The sequence below is a fragment of the Rothia sp. (in: high G+C Gram-positive bacteria) genome (genome assembly GCF_030540545.1).
Taxonomy (GTDB): domain Bacteria; phylum Actinomycetota; class Actinomycetes; order Actinomycetales; family Micrococcaceae; genus Rothia.
Window position 1 is genome coordinate 184,724 of sequence record NZ_JAUNVZ010000005.1, and the last position, 15,903, is coordinate 200,626.

Genomic DNA, 15,903 nt, shown 5'->3' on the forward strand with positions numbered 1-15,903 from the left:
TTTATGCTTCTACCATCATACTAGACACTCCCGCGCGCCCGCACGGAATAGGGTGAATATGACGAGTCGACGCCTCGAACTGAGAATAACTCCGCTCAAGGCGCCGACCTCGGTGCGCGCGTTAGAAGATTCTAGATGCTCTGCTGCTGTGCCTTGGCGCTATCTTCTGCCGCCGGGTTGGAGGGTGCTTCCCGGCTATCCGATTCCTCCCCGTGTAGAGCCGTGCGGATAGAAGCCGCCAAGGACGGACCCACACCGGGCACCTCAAGCAGCTGTTCAAAGCTCGCCTCACGCACCTGCGCCACCGACCCGAAATAACTAATGAGCGCCTGGCGTTTCTTCGCACCCAACCCGGGCACAGAATCCAGAGCCGACTCAACCATTGCCTTACCGCGCTTGGAGCGGTGGAAGGTAATGGCGAAACGATGCGCCTCATCACGAATACGCTGCACCAGGTACAGCGCCTGGGAGGTGCGCGGCAAAATTACCGGGAAATCGTCCTCGGGTAGCCACAGCTCCTCCAGGCGCTTAGCAATACCGACCACATAAATATTTTCAATACCCAAATCACTCAGCGCAGCCTGGGCAGCAGCCACCTGAGGCGGGCCGCCATCCACCAGCACCAGATTCGGCGGATAGGCAAACTTAGCACTCTGCTCCGAGGCTTCCTCGGCACTAATCTCACCGGAAGCCAGCTGAGCGCGCTCGGCTTGCTCGGCAAGATAGCGCTTAAAACGGCGGGTAATTACGTCATACATGCTGGCGGTATCATCGCGCGCCGCATCCCCGGTAATGGAGAATTTACGGTAGGCGCTCTTAGCCGGCAGACCGTCTTCAAAGACCACCATAGACGCCACCACATTCGTGCCCTGCACATGGGAAATGTCGTAACATTCAATGCGCATGAGCGGATCGGGCAGCTCAAGAGCAGCCTGCAGCTGCACCAGAGACTCGGATCGGGTGGTAATATCCCCGGCGCGGCGGCTCTTATGCAGGGTCAGCGCCTGGCGGGCGTTCTCCTCCACGGTCTTCATCAGCTCTGCCTTATCGCCACGCTGAGGCACGCTAATCTCAACCTTCGCCCCGCGCACACCGCTGAGCCACTGCTGCAGCTGGTCCTTATTCTCGGGCAGCTGCGGCACCAGCACCGAGGGCGGAATATCGTATTGGGACGCCTGATCATCGGTGCCCATGGTGCTGACCAATTCACCGTACACCTGCATGAGCAGCTGCTCCACCAGCTGCTCGCCGGTGCTGTCATTCACCTTCTCCATGACCCAGCCGCGTTGGCCGCGAATACGACCTGCACGCACAAAGAACACCTGCACACTGGCTTCCAGATCGTCATCGTGCACGGCAAAAATATCGGCATCCACGGTATGGCCAAGCACCACAGCATTACGTTCAAAAGCTTTGGTCAGGGCGGCAATATCATCACGCAAAATAGCGGCGCGCTCAAAATCCAGCTCGGCGCTGGCTTCCTTCATATCGCGAGTCAGCTGGGCAATGAACTTCTCTGCGCCACCGCCCATAAAACGCGCTAAGTCATTGGCGAGTGCGCGGTGATCAGCGGGGCTAATGCGACCCACACAGGGTGCTGAACACTTATCAATATACCCCAGCAGGCAGGGGCGACCCGAGGCCTCCGCACGCTTAAAAACACCGGGGGCGCAGGTACGCACCGGGAACACGCGCAGGAGCGCATCCAGAGTCTCACGAATAGCCCACGCCTGAGAATAGGGGCCAAAATAGCGGTTGCCCTTTTTGCGCTCGCCGCGCATCACCAGGGCGCGCGGGAATTTATCGCGCATAGTCACCGCCAAATAGGGGTATGACTTATCATCACGGAAAGCAATATTAAAGCGCGGTTTGAACTCTTTGATCCAGGTATATTCCAGCTGCAGGGACTCCAGCTCACTACCAACCACGGTCCATTCCACACTGGCTGCAGTGTGCACCATGGCATAGGTTTTGGGGCTCAGGCGCGCCGGGTCGGCAAAGTAGCTATTGAGGCGGTTGCGCAGGTTCTTGGCTTTACCCACGTAGATAATGCGCCCGGTTTCATCGCGGAAGCGGTACACTCCGGGGTTGGTGGGAATTTCACCGTTTGCCGGGCGGTAGCTCTGCGGATCTGCCATATCTCTCCCCTGGTGTTTGCGGCCTGTGTGGTGTTGACGGTCTGTGCGCTGGCTAAAGGTGGCGGTTAAAGGTAGCGATTGAATGCGACCGGTAATTCGCCTAGTGCCGGTGCCGTATGCGACCCGGGATGTACCCCAACCGGCATATATCGTGCAGCATCTTCGTATAGAGCACAATACCGCAGCTTCTCTCCCCTTTTCTTTGCTCAGTGACTTCACCGAGAAGGGCTAAAAGCTGCGGTATCTAGTGTATCGTGCGAATAGGCGGGTCAGACCTAGCCTGCGTCTCGCGCCGCTGAGGGCGAAACATTATATTCATGCTTACGCGCCTGACCGGAAAGCTCAGCAATTCGATCCATAATCACGTCGGTGGTCTGGCGGCGCTGCTTGCCGGTCATCTTCTCACCGGTCTTTTCAAAGTACAGGGGCTCACCAATACGAATGGTGAAACGGTGAGGGTAGACCATATTCGAGCCGGGCTTCTGCAAACGGTCAGTGCCGATCAGACCAATGGGCACCACGGGGGCGCCGGTCATATGAGCCAGCCACGCCACACCAATCTTACCGCGGTACAGGTGACCATCGCGGGAACGGGTACCCTCGGGGTAAATACCGAAGACCTTGCCTTCTTCCAGCTTGCCCAGGGCGGTTTCGAGCGCCTTGAAGGACTCGGAGCGGTCGGTGCGGTTCACGGGGATAATATCCACCGCCTCAAAGAATGCTTTCATAGCCTTGCCGCGCAGGCCGGGGGTGTTCACATATTCGGCTTTGGCGAGGAAGGACACGCGGCGGGGCATCATAGCGGAAATAATAATGGAGTCCAAGAATGCCAGGTGGTTGGATGCTACGATGACCGGACCGTCCATGGGGAAGTTTTCAATGCCCGTAATACGTGCGCGAAAGACGCTGCGCAGCAGACCGGTGACGGCTTTCTGGCTGATATTGTAGATGCCCATAGTGCCTTCCTTATAGCCGTAAATGCTATTAGCCAATGTTCAATCATTTTCTATTATTCCACAGCGCGCCTCTGGCTGTCTAAGCATTCGCGCTAAAATAAGCCTATGACTACTTACCCCGAATCCACCCTCATTTTTGAGAATGCAGAGTTCACGGTGCGCGCCCTGAGCGTCTCCGAGATGGACAATAGCGTCTATCTCATTACCATGCGCGCCACCGGTGAGCAGCTGCTCATTGACGCCGCCGATGATGCTGAAGAGCTCTACGCCTTTACCCTGGATGCCCTGCTGCAGGATTGCCCCCACCTGGAGCTCACCGACGAGGCGGACCGTCGCGTGCGCATTATTGAATCCGAGTCCGATTTTGAGGGTATCCGCCAGCGTGCCCTGGGCGTGACCGCCCTGGTGACCACTCACGGTCACTGGGATCATATTCGCGCCCTGCCCGGTTTGGAGGCATTTACCGGCGCTATTACCTATGCCGGCGCTGCCGATATTGAGGCTATTGCAGAGCAGCAGGGTGTCACTATTGAGCACGCTCTGCACGGTGGCGAAGAGTTCGATTTCTACGCGTCCGATACGGTGTTGCGCGCTATTTCGGTACCCGGTCACACTCCCGGTTCTGTGGTTCTGTCCCTGCAGAGCACCTGGGATGATGGTTCTCCGGTAACCCTGCTCTTTACCGGCGATTCTCTCTTCCCCGGTGGTGTGGGTAAGACCGAGTCTCGCGAGCAATTCGGTGAGCTTTTTGCCAATGTACTGGAGAAGCTCTTTGGCGCTTTTGATGATGAGGCGATTGTCCTGCCCGGTCACGGCCTGTCTACGACCCTGGGTGCGGAACGTCCTCATTTGGAGGAGTGGGGCGAGCGCGGCTGGTAGAGTCGCCGATTCCTTCCATTGAATAGTGAAGGTATTGCCCGCGCGGATTCCCGCGCGGGCTTCAAGGTCATCTGAGTCCGGATTCAAGATGAGCTCATGCAGCTTCTGATTGAGAGCATAGACCATCTTCTTATCTTCAGGTTCTATCTCAAGATCCTCATCATATTTATTGATGATCTGCATAGCCAAGAGACGCTCAAACTCATTATTGCTGGTTACATGGTCAGCAGCCCATTGAATATAATCGCGAAAATTACTGCGTATAGCTTCCCTTGTGCGTGCCTGATTGGTTTGGGTGCTCACCCGGATTTCGATACAACACGCCGGAAAATACGAAAAACCCCGGTTCATGAAGAACCGGGGTTGTCTGTGCGCGGAGGGGGACTTGAACCCCCACCCTCTAAATGCGAGGACTAGCACCTCAAGCTAGCGCGTCTGCCTATTCCGCCACCCGCGCAGGTGACTTTCGAAGTATTTCATTCGAAGCAACAGGTACTACTATACGGGTTCCATACCTCCAGTGCAAACCATATGAGAGTGTTCCTCGACACATAATCGTGCTATAAGCACCCAGTGGAGACACCCCAAGACCGTCATAATCCACCCCGTCGTGTCATTATCCGTCACAAAGAACCATATTCCGCCTTTAAGAGGATAAAACTCCCGCACACGCGTAAACTTAAGAGTATGAACAACGAGAACCTAACCCGCGAAGAAGCAGCTGAACGATCAGCTCTGATTTCGGTCGATAGCTACGATGTGCACATCGACCTGACGCACGCAAAAGACTCTGCACGCACTTCCTACCCCACTGTCACCACCGTTCGTTTCTCCGCCACCGAGGGCGCATCCACCTTTATCGATTATATTCACCACTCGGTGGATCGCGTGAAGCTCAACGGCACCCTGCTACCCCTTGCTGATGTAGTTCAGGGCTCGCGCATCCTGCTGCCCAATCTGCAGGCGTACAATGAGCTGACCATTCACGGATCCTCCATCTACTCCCGCTCGGGCGAGGGTTTGCACCGCTACTTCGACCCCAGCGATGGTCGCGTATACCTCTACAGCCAGTATGAGCCCGCCGATTGCCGCCGTGTCTTCCCGAACTTTGAGCAGCCGGACCTCAAAGCTGTCTTTAACTTCCGCGTGACCGCACCCAAGGACTGGGTGGTCAGCTCCAATGGCGTGCTGGTAGATACCATTGTCGACCCGAGCGACTCCTCCATTACCAAGCGTGTCTTCGGCCCCACCGAGCGTATCTCCACCTATATCACCGCAATCCTCGCCGGTGAATACTTCGTGGCAACCGATACCTACGTGCCGCACGCCAAAGTTAACTCGGGTACCATTCCCCTGGTCGCGTACTGCCGTCACTCGCTCAAGCAGCACTTTGACTACGACAATATTTTCACCGTGACCAAGAACGGTCTGGACTTCTTCCAGGACCTCTTCGATTACGCCTACCCCTACCCCAAGTACGAGCAGGCATTCGTGCCCGAGTACAACCTGGGCGCCATGGAAAACCCCGGCCTGGTGACCTTCACCGAAGACTATATTTTCGTCTCTGGTGCCACCGATAGCGACCTGGAAGGCCGCGCGAACACCATCTGCCACGAAATGGCTCATATGTGGTTCGGCGATTTGGTCACCATGAAGTGGTGGGATGACCTGTGGCTGAAGGAATCCTTCGCCGATTTCATGGGTTCCCTGGGTGCTATTGAAGCCAATGATTTCCAGGATTCCTGGGTGACCTTCGCAAACCGCCGCAAGGCGTGGGCATACCTGCAGGATCAGCTGCCCACCACCCACCCCATTGTTGCCGACATCCCCCACCTGGAGGCGGCAAGCCAGAACTTTGACGGCATCACCTACGCCAAGGGCGCATCCGCTCTCAAGCAGCTGGTTGCTTACGTTGGTTTTGACACCTTTATTGAGGCTGCGCGCCTGTATTTCAAGCGCCACGCCTGGGGTAACACCACTCTGGATGATTTCCTGGCGGTTCTTTCCGAGGCTTCGGGTCGCGATATGCAGGCATGGTCGCGCGCCTGGCTGCAGACCTCCGGTCTGTCCTCTCTGGGTACCGAGCGTATCTACGATGATGCCGGTCAGCTCAAGGAACTCAAGCTGGTTCAGGAACTGCCCGTGGGTCTGTCTGAGGGCCTGGGCCGCCCGCACCAGCTCAAGCTGGAGACCTTCAAGCTCATGGGTGATCAGCTGGTTTCCACCGGTCTGATTTCCCTGGAATACCCGAGCGAGCCGGTACCTTCCTACACCGTGCCGCTGGATGATGAGCAGCGCCGCCTAGTGGGTGAAGCTGATTTGCTGCTGCTCAACGCTGAAGACCACACCTACGCCAAGGTTCGCCTGGGTGAAGCCGACGGTCTACAGGCCGCTATTGCCGGCGTTTCTACCGTTAAGTCTGCTCTCTCGCGCGGTCTAATCTGGGGTTCCCTCTGGGATAGCGTGCGCGATGCTCGCCTGCCCGTGACCACCTTTGTGGATGCTGTGGCACGCAATGTGGGTCTGGAACCCAGCGCATCCCTGCTCAGCTCCATGGTCTCCAACGCCCAGTACGCAACCGCTCATTTCGCGGCAATCTCCCAGCGTGAAGACCTCTACGAGACCCTGTACTCCGCCTTTAGCGCGGCGCTGTCCACCGCGGCTCCCGGTAGCGACCAGCAGCTGATTCTGCTGCGCGCCCTGATTTCCGTTTCGGCTCACACCGATTCGGGTATGGAGCTGTGCCAGGATATTTCCCGCGGCGCCTTTGAAGACACCACCGGCGATATTGCCGATGCTACCGGCATCTCCTACGATCAGAACCTTGGCTGGGCGGCTCTGGGCTCCTTGGCATCCCGCGCTCACGTGAGCCTGGACGATCTGCAGCGTGCTTCTGCCTACAGCCCCTCCTCCATTTCCTCTAATGGTTTCGCTTTTGCCTCCGCTGCGCTGCCCACCCCCGAGGCGAAGGCTCAGGCATTTGAGCAGGTCATGAACGACACCAACCTGTCCAATGATGTGCTTTCCTCCACCGCGGGCGGTTTCCAGCGTGGCGGTGTGGAACTGCACGAGGCGTACACCGAGCCCTACTTTGAGGCTCTGGAGCGCATCTGGGCTGAGCGTTCGATCGGTATGGCATCGCGCGTGGTGCGCGGCCTATTCCCCAGCGTGCAGGCACAGGGTGAAGATATTGCATCTCACCCGGTCATTCTCGCCGTTCAGACCTGGTTGGATGAGCACGAGCAGGCACCGAGCGCACTGCGCCGCCTGATGCTTGAACTGGCAGATCACGCTCGTCGTGCCCTTCTAGCTCAGGTATATAACGCATCCCTCTAAGCCCCGTAATGTGAGGGTTTAGACCCCGTATATCGCGGATGTTTAGCCCGGTCAGCTGAGTTTGACCGGGCTAAACTGCACCACTATAGACTCATGTCACACAGTGTAATATCACGCCGTTTTGGTTCGCGGCACACCCCAAAGCATGAGAGAATAGAAAAGACGACTTTTTTGGCGGACTCAAGGAGTTATTCTATGGCTGATTACGCGCTAGGCGACCGCGGTAGCGTCGACATCATCACGGACGACTACTACGAAGCAGAGACCCTGCAGGTCTTTGAAGAACTCCAAATCGACCGCGAGCGCATCTGGTACGGACCGGCACATCTGGTTCCCGAACCCGACAACCCCTACGAGCCTCGCAGTATCGCCGTCTACATTGACGAATTCAAAATCGGCCGCATGTCCCCCGAAGACTCCGCCGCCTACTGGAACGCCATCACCCGTGTGGTCGCCTCCGGTTACGTACCCGTAGCTAACCTGCAACTCTCGGCAACCGCACGCCGCGGAGAAAACGGCAGCTACATTGAAAGCCACGGCAAACTCTCACTCTCCGCCCCCGGCTCCCTCTTCCCCCTAAACAACGCACCCACCCAGGCAACCCTACTGCCCCAGGGTGCCTCCATGAAGGTGCTCGACGAAAAGCACCACTCCGAATACCTGCACAGCATCCTGCCGCCCAGCGGCGAAGGTCGAGTAATCCTCACCCTGGAAGCTAACCAGGCAAAGCTCTCCGACGGCACCGTAGTCGACTCCGTGGACGTGCTGCACGATCGTAAGCTCGTGGGTCGCCTAAGCACCCAAATGTCCCAGCAGCTCGCACCCGTGATCCGCTACGCCTTCTCCAAGAACCGCCTGACTAGCGCATGGGGCACTATTCGAGGCAACCGTCTGGAACTCTCCCTAACCGTACAGGCAGTACGCGCCGAAGAAATCCCGCAGGAATGGTACCAGACCCTGCCCAATAACGTGCCCGAACTGCTGCCGGTCGCCGAAGAATACGAGGTGCCCAACGCATTCTCCCCCACCGTCGCCGAAGAACACCGCGACGAACAGCCCGCACCCGTGCGCAAGCGCGGCATTATTGCCGGCATGTTCGGCGGAGGCGACAAGGCAGAAAAGCAGGAGAAGCACGAGCACACCGAGGCAGAACGTCACGACTCCCCCGTCACGCAGGAAGCCGAAGAGCTGCTGCCCTCCTCCGATATTCCCGACGAAAGCCAGCGAGTACTCACCCTGCTCAAGGTAGTCAGCGCCCTGGTGCTGCTCGTTGGTATCGCTCTGATCTTCTTCATGCCTTTCTTGGGTATTCTGGTCGCCGTAGCCGGTGCCGCGCTGCTCATGGTCACCGTATACTACGGTCGCCAGCTGCTGGGGCTCGATGATGAAGACTACCTCGACTACGAGGACGACGATGAACAGCATGAGCCTGAGGCTGAGACCGGTACTTTTGATACGGTTGAGTATATTGAGGCTGAAGATAAGTAATTGAGTTTATGAGTTTTGGTTGGGCTGTGGGTTCTGTTGCGAGCCCTTGGACCGATATCCCGCTCCAGCTCAGACACTAAAAATCCCCGGACATCATATACAGATAGATGTGTAAGATATCCGGGGATTTTTATAACTCGCGAGTCGCGGGTATCGGCTCCCGGGCTCTGGGTGCGCGCCTCATCTCCTGCGCGGGACGGCGGAGCCAATTACTCTCAATCGGCTAGATGGCTGGCCGTGGTTAGTACTTATGCCGCGGGGTTTGTCATAACTCGCGAGTCGCATCCTGCCGACCGACCCGCCCGCTATAGCATTCGCTCATTGCTCAAGGGCCAGGAAGAACGTGTGTTCTTTTCCTGGCCCTTGAATTGTATGTATGGCTTATTCGCGCCGTTTTACCACCAGACGGGGGTGAAGGTGGGCGGGGTGAAGCCGATACCGTTAGCGGGGTGCTTATTGATCACCGAGGCGCTATTGGTTTCACCCGAGGAGGCGATATCGATCGTCACCTCAAAACGGTAAATACCGGGAATCACCTTAAAGTTGTAGCGTTTGGTCACGTATTTCGTGCCGATTTTTGTGCCGGCTTCGCTGGGTTCTACGTAGTTGTACTTGCCGTTGCCCTGCTGGGAGCTGAAGTAGAAGTCGTAGACAGTGCCGTCGGGTGCGTGAAGCTTGACGGTAACCTTGGGGTGCACCGGGTCGCCGGTACCGTTCACACGGCTTTTCACGGCCGAAACGTTGAACGACATCTGGTACATGCTATTGCCGTCCTTGCCGCAGCGGGAGTCGAAGGACGAACCGGACCCCTGGTTGGCCACGTACACGGCGGTCGCGGTAATCTTTGCACTGCCTTGGCCGTAGGGTGCGCCGTAGGCGCTGGTCATGGAGCTATAGTATTGCGAGGCACCGATGGTCTGCGGGCCGTTACTTGCTGCACGAACAAACTTACCTTCACTGGTGATGGTCCATGCGTTGGGTTCGGTGAAGAGGCGTTCCTCAACGGGTTCACAGTTGGGAGACGCTGCATGCGCGGGTACTGCGCTAGAGACGACAACAGCGGGTGCAGCCCAAGCAGCACCCTTGGCCAGGGAGCGGCGGCTAACGCGCGGGGTATCGTTCACAGATGTATATTCCTCCGGAGTAAAACTGCCTGAGATCCAGACAGGGTGAGTGAGTCGCACCGGTGGGTGCTGATACAGTATAACGCACCGAGCTGAGCGTTTATTCCCAGTCAGCGCGAAAACTTTACGATGATAAGTATACGACATTTACCCAAGTCACGGCTCCAAAAGGGCAAATCTGCGCATATATGACGCGCGCGGCACCCACCCCCACCGGGATGCATACCGCGCACATCACATATATCAATGAGAATTGTTCAGTCGAGCGGGCTCGCACCGCCCCTGATAAGCCGGGCCTAAGAGGTAGCCTCACGCATAGCGCGCAGCTCCTTCTTCAAATCAGCCAGCTCATCACGCAAACGAGCCGCCAACTCAAATTGAAGATTCTCCGCAGCCGAACGCATCTGCTCACTCAACTGCTCAATCAGCTCCTCCAAATCCTGAGCCGGTTCAGCCACCAGGCCGTCCTCACGCGAACGCGCAGCCGCCGCCGCAAGCACCGCCTCCGCCTCAGGATTCGAGACCGCAGAACGCGAACCGTCCAGGCTCTTCGTGCCCTTCTTACCCGCCTTACGGTGGGCAGCATTACGCTGAGCAAGCAACTCGCGAGTATCTTCCTCCTCGCGCGCCAAAACATCAGTAATATCGGCAATCTTCTTACGCAAAGGCTGCGGATCAATACCATGCTCAGCATTATACGCCTGCTGAATCTCGCGGCGGCGGTTCGTCTCATCAATCGCCACGCGCATAGAATCCGTGATCTTATCGGCGTACATATGTACCTGACCGGAAACATTACGCGCCGCACGACCAATCGTCTGAATCAGCGAAGTAGTCGAGCGCAGGAAGCCCTCCTTATCAGCATCCAGAATCGCCACCAGGGACACCTCGGGCAAATCCAGACCCTCACGCAGCAGGTTAATACCCACCAGCACATCAAAAGTACCCATGCGCAGCTCACTGAGCAACTCCACGCGGCGCAGAGTATCCACATCAGAGTGCAGGTACTGAACCTTTACACCGTGCTGCAACAGGTACTCAGTCAAATCCTCCGCCATGCGCTTAGTCAGGGTTGTGACCAGCACGCGCTCATCGCGCTCCACGCGCAGGCGAATCTCCTCCAGCAGATCATCAATCTGACCCTTGGTGGGCTTAACAATAATCTCAGGGTCCACCAAACCGGTCGGGCGAATAATCTGCTCCACCACACCGTCGGACTGGGCAAGCTCATACTTACCCGGGGTCGCCGAAAGATACACGGTCTGGCCAATACGATCCAGGAACTCCTCCCATTTGAGCGGGCGGTTATCCAGGGCGCTGGGCAGACGGAAACCGTGCTCCACCAGGGTGCGCTTGCGGGAGGCGTCACCCTCATACATGGCGCCAATCTGCGGCACCGTCACATGGGATTCGTCAATAATCAGCAGGAAATCATCCGGGAAATAATCCAGCAGACAGTGCGGGGCGCTACCGGGCGCGCGGCCGTCAATATGGCGCGAGTAGTTCTCAATGCCATTGCAGAAGCCCATCTGCTGCATCATCTCAAGGTCGTAGGTGGTGCGCATACGCAGGCGCTGCGCCTCCAGCAGCTTACCCTGAGCCTCCAGGTTCTCCAGGCGATGCTGCAGCTCATCCTCAATGGACTCGATCGCCTTTGCCATACGCTCAGGACCTGCAACATAGTGGCTGGCGGGGAAAATATACATTTCCTCTTCCTCACGGATAATCTCACCCGTGAGCGGATGCAGGGTATAAATCGCCTCGATCTCGTCACCAAAGAATTCAATGCGGACCGCGTGCTCCTCATACATGGGGATAATCTCCACGGTATCGCCTCGCACACGGAAAGTACCGCGGTGGAAATCCACATCATTGCGGGCGTATTGCATATTCACAAAACGGCGCAACATTTTATCGCGGTCGATCTCCTCACCGCGGCGCACCGTAACCATCTGCTCAATATACTCTTCAGGTGTGCCCAAACCGTAAATGCAAGACACAGTCGCAACCACCACCACATCGCGGCGGGTCAGCAGGGAGTTCGTCGCCGAGTGGCGCAGACGCTCCACCTCCTCATTAATCGAGGAGTCCTTTTCAATAAAGGTATCGGTCTGCGGCACATAGGCCTCGGGCTGGTAGTAGTCGTAGTAGGAAACGAAATACTCTACCGCATTATTAGGCAGCAGCTCACGCAACTCATTGGCAAGCTGAGCCGCCAGGGTCTTATTCTGCACCATGACCAGGGTCGGGCGCTGCAGCTGCTCAATCAGCCAGGCGCTGGTTGCCGACTTACCGGTGCCGGTGGCACCCATGAGCACCACGTCTTTTTCACCATTGAGGATGCGCTCGCTCAGCTCGGCAATAGCCTTGGGCTGGTCGCCCGCAGGCTGGTAGGGGCTAATAACTTCAAAGGGGGCAACGGTTCGGTTAATCTGCGGTGCGTGACTCATAGATTTAAGTGTACCCCGAGAGGTGTTTTCGGGGTGGATGCGCGGGCGGGTTTTCGTTATGGGCGTGCAGGGACGGGTAGAGCGGCAGATATAAAGGCAGCCCGGCACTTTTGTGGGCGCCGAGCTGCAGCTTGGGTGTGGTTGGGGTGAATATGTTGCGGTGAATATAGTTGCAAAGCAGTCAACTGTATCCCCCGGTTTAGGGGGTACTTCCACCCTATCGAATAGACGGGTGTGATGTCCAGCTCTCCTAAAAATCGTTATCAAAACGTTATACATAGGGTGTATATACTAAAATGTCGGGCGGTGCGCTGAGAGTATAGCGCACCGCCCAACATGATAATGAACTGAGATTATTTAGTGCCGAATGGTATCAGGGTATATACACCGGGTACTTCAAAGGCTAAAGCTGCACAGAGTGCACCACAGTACCCCAGGTGGACTCAAAAGTCACAGTATAGGAAGCGGAAGGATCCTTCACACCCAGACTCGAACGCAAAGCAAAACGTAGCTGAGCCAACGCCCGATCAGAACCCAAATCACGAGAGGTAACCATACGCCACTGCCACGCCGGGTAACCGGTGCCATTAAAGAGCTCCTCGCCCGCAAAGCCATCCAGCTCAGCCACACGCTCAGCACGAGACTGAATAGTGCAGACCGATTCATCAGAGAGCTGCAGCACGGGCAGCTTAGCGCCGGTCGCCTCGGAATAGAGAATAGAACCCGAGCACTGCTGAACAACAATGCGCACAGAAGTATTCGCGGGAACACTCAAGCCATCGGATGCGGGCAGCTCTTCGGTGGAGCGAGCGAACTGGTTGCCCAGAGTCTGGGAACTATGGCGCAAAGAGAGCTGAACCAGCAGAGCATCAGCACCGCGAGCAGAGACGGGGACGGGAACAATAGTGCCACCAGCATGCTCAACACGTAGGGGCTGATTGAAGGAGGGTAGCTCCGGGGTAGGTGCCGTCAGGTCGAAGGCGCCAGAAGTGGATGCCGAGGGGACACCCGGCATTGCGGGTGCAAGATCGCGCAACATGAGAATCAATGTCCTTATATAGAGTTTTGTATTTGAGTGGATACCGCGCTGCCGTAGCGAGATAGTTCAATTATCGCACGCGCTGACCGGGCAAAATACGCGTGACACACTCGAAATTCAAAACCTCATGGTGTGCATCAGCAAACTCTCAAGGGGCGCTTGAGACATGCACTGAGGATACACTGTTCAGCTTCTCTTTTAATCAACGTCCAGACGTAGATTATTGCCCCGCATACCGGTTAGGTGCCGGGCATCCGGGCGCGTATGAGAGGCGCAGATATTTAAAGTGCTAGTAAGGTCACATGGGGATGTTGGTGATTTAAATTCAGCATGTGTCAAATAACAGTCGACAGAGTGTCAGTGACCCGCTAATGGAATATCCACCCATTCGGTACCGCCCCAAACAATAGAGCCCGTACCGGAGGTAATAGAAATAATTGTTTCTTCCGCTTCTCTCAGGCTTTCCGGGCGGTCAAAAACACCCACCGAAATAAGGGCCTGATCCGCATATTCTGTACCCAAAACCTGCAAACCGGCGGTACGAATATCATTTTCCAAACGACCCGCCTGAGCGTGAGATACTCCAATCACACCCACACGTAAACGCTCGCGAGAAACAAAAGACGCAGCATCCAGAGTCTGCACCACAGCATCCGTATAAGCACGCACCAAACCGCCCGCACCCAACTTAATACCACCAAAATAGCGCACCACAACAGCCACAATATCGCTCAAATCCGTGGTGCCGTCCTCACGACTCTGACGCGCCAAAAGCGCCTGCAACATTGGAATACCCGCAGTACCCGCCGGCTCACCATCATCACTAGAACGCTGCACATCACGATCCGCACCCACAATAAAAGCCGAACACACATGACGCGCATCATGATACGTCTTACGCAAAGACTCAATATACGCGCGAGCCTCCTCCTGAGAACTCACCCGCTTCACATGCCCAATAAACTCGCTACGCTTAATCTCCAATAAATTCTCATAGGGTTCAGTACCCGCCAACGTGACATAGCGGTTCGCGCGCGACTCATCAATAGACATATAGGTATTGTATCCCCTCCCCTAAATCCCCAAAAAGAAACACCCAAGGACACCGAACACGGGCACAAGAAAACCCCGGCACCTACACGGCGGTACCGGGGGCTCCCTTATATAGTTAGTGCGACATCATTTTAGGATGCGGCGGGCTCGCAACCCTCCGGGCCGCACGCCGCAGCATCCTCAGTGCCCGGCAGCGGCGGAATCACCACAGGCTTCATAAAACGCTGCGCCGGATGCAACTCATCCCACACCTGATTCAATGCCGCCAAAATCGACGACACCGGCTGCGCACCATTAATAGCCCACTTATACTCCAACAGGTAGAACGGCACACCATTAATACCCAGCTCACGCGCAGTACGCTCATCAGCACGCACGGCCTCCGCGAACTCATCGCTAGAGAGCACACGCTCAACATCAGCGCTCGCCAGACCAATCTCAGAAGCAATCTCACGCAAAGAATCAAGATGCTCAACCGAACGACCCTGAGTGAAATACGCCTTCTTAAAAGCCTCCTGAGCCTCAGAAGCCAAACCCTGGCTCGTCGCCAAATGAATCAAACGATGAGCGTTGAAGGTATTGCCATACTTAGCAATCTCCCAATTAAACTCCAGACCAACCTCAGCCGAACGACGCGCAATATCACGCTGGCTCTCCTCAGCCTGCTCCAAGGTCATGCCATACTTGGAAGCAACCTTCTGAGCCAGAGACATCTCGGGATCCTCATGAGCAGTCGTATCCAGCTCAAAGCTATGCCACACAACCTCAACCTCATCGCGGTGCTCAAACTGCGCCAAAGCCAGCTCAAGATTACGCTTGCCCAGGTAGCAGAAAGGGCACACAACATCAGACCAAATATCAATACGCATAGGTACTAATCCTTTTTCTTATCGAATGGTTATCGTCTACGCACTCTACAACGTGCTGTGACTCGATTTATTCCCAGTTTTTTAAATTCAATCTGCTCAGATCACGGTTATCTGCCTGAACAATCTCAATCTAGCCCCTACTATCCAATCCGGCAAGGCTACGGTCAGCAATCCGGCAAGGCTACGGCTAAAACACCCACATGGGATGAGCCTCTGACGACCCGGAAAGGCTGAGATGCAAGCGAATCCGGGAAAGTATCTCCCAGGAGCTCGTAATACTAAAGAAGTGGAGATGGACGCGCTAAAGCATTCACTCCCACCTCTCTATAGGAAAAATTTCAACCGCTCCTCCGCACTCAGCAGGTCGTATGTGTGGATTCTTACTCTTCTTCACGGCAATATCCAACGCTAGAAATACAATCGGTCGGAAACGGTGACGGAAATGGGGGCATGATTCAGCGGGTATGTGAGAGAATCATAGAGCCGATAATCATGGGATAGCCGCTGATAACGATCACCAAAGGATGAAATGAAAACCTACCTAAAATACACCGCCGCAGCAATCGCGGCC

General features: G+C 56.1%; 10 protein-coding genes and 1 tRNA gene. 3 read left to right on the forward strand and 8 right to left on the reverse strand.

Features of this window, described 5'->3' with window-relative positions:
• Nucleotides 1-131: 131 nt before the first annotated feature.
• Together uvrC and Q4P78_RS06000 are read right to left on the reverse strand one after the other, a co-directional pair.
• Nucleotides 132-2,138, reverse strand: a complete 2,007-nt coding sequence (gene uvrC / locus Q4P78_RS05995; RefSeq protein WP_303339452.1) for an excinuclease ABC subunit UvrC — start codon at nt 2,136-2,138, stop codon at nt 132-134.
• A gap of 275 nt (nt 2,139-2,413) precedes the next feature.
• Nucleotides 2,414-3,094 (reverse strand): 1-acyl-sn-glycerol-3-phosphate acyltransferase, encoded by a 681-nt coding sequence (locus Q4P78_RS06000; protein WP_303339465.1) that lies wholly within the window; start codon nt 3,092-3,094, stop codon nt 2,414-2,416.
• Nucleotides 3,095-3,199: 105 nt separating this feature from the next.
• On the opposite strand from Q4P78_RS06000, the gene Q4P78_RS06005 reads away from it, so the two are divergent.
• Nucleotides 3,200-3,973 (forward strand): MBL fold metallo-hydrolase, encoded by a 774-nt coding sequence (locus Q4P78_RS06005; protein ID WP_303339453.1) that lies wholly within the window; start codon nt 3,200-3,202, stop codon nt 3,971-3,973.
• Nucleotides 3,974-4,343: 370 nt separating this feature from the next.
• Here the strand turns inward: Q4P78_RS06005 and Q4P78_RS06010 are convergent.
• Nucleotides 4,344-4,430: transfer RNA gene (locus Q4P78_RS06010), tRNA-Leu, on the reverse strand.
• A 230-nt stretch (nt 4,431-4,660) separates the two neighbouring features.
• Between Q4P78_RS06010 and pepN the strand changes: the two genes are divergently transcribed.
• Both pepN and Q4P78_RS06020 read left to right on the forward strand, forming a co-directional pair.
• Nucleotides 4,661-7,309 (forward strand): aminopeptidase N, encoded by a 2,649-nt coding sequence (gene pepN / locus Q4P78_RS06015; protein WP_303339454.1) that lies wholly within the window; start codon nt 4,661-4,663, stop codon nt 7,307-7,309.
• Between the two features lie 195 nt (nt 7,310-7,504).
• Nucleotides 7,505-8,797 (forward strand): hypothetical protein, encoded by a 1,293-nt coding sequence (locus Q4P78_RS06020; RefSeq protein WP_303339455.1) that lies wholly within the window; start codon nt 7,505-7,507, stop codon nt 8,795-8,797.
• Between the two features lie 395 nt (nt 8,798-9,192).
• Here the strand turns inward: Q4P78_RS06020 and Q4P78_RS06025 are convergent, their stop codons facing one another.
• From Q4P78_RS06025 to Q4P78_RS06045, 5 genes are all read right to left on the reverse strand, one after another.
• Nucleotides 9,193-9,921 carry a hypothetical protein gene (locus Q4P78_RS06025; RefSeq protein WP_303339456.1) on the reverse strand — a complete coding sequence of 243 codons (729 nt, stop codon included), beginning with the start codon at nt 9,919-9,921 and terminating at the stop codon, nt 9,193-9,195.
• 296 nt (nt 9,922-10,217) lie between these two features.
• Nucleotides 10,218-12,371 carry an excinuclease ABC subunit UvrB gene (gene uvrB / locus Q4P78_RS06030; protein ID WP_303339457.1) on the reverse strand — a complete coding sequence of 718 codons (2,154 nt, stop codon included), beginning with the start codon at nt 12,369-12,371 and terminating at the stop codon, nt 10,218-10,220.
• 403 nt (nt 12,372-12,774) lie between these two features.
• Nucleotides 12,775-13,410 carry a hypothetical protein gene (locus Q4P78_RS06035; RefSeq protein ID WP_303339458.1) on the reverse strand — a complete coding sequence of 212 codons (636 nt, stop codon included), beginning with the start codon at nt 13,408-13,410 and terminating at the stop codon, nt 12,775-12,777.
• A gap of 357 nt (nt 13,411-13,767) precedes the next feature.
• Nucleotides 13,768-14,463, reverse strand: a complete 696-nt coding sequence (locus Q4P78_RS06040; RefSeq protein WP_303339460.1) for a YigZ family protein — start codon at nt 14,461-14,463, stop codon at nt 13,768-13,770.
• A 131-nt stretch (nt 14,464-14,594) separates the two neighbouring features.
• Nucleotides 14,595-15,332 (reverse strand): DsbA family oxidoreductase, encoded by a 738-nt coding sequence (locus Q4P78_RS06045; RefSeq protein ID WP_303339461.1) that lies wholly within the window; start codon nt 15,330-15,332, stop codon nt 14,595-14,597.
• Nucleotides 15,333-15,903 lie beyond the last annotated feature (571 nt).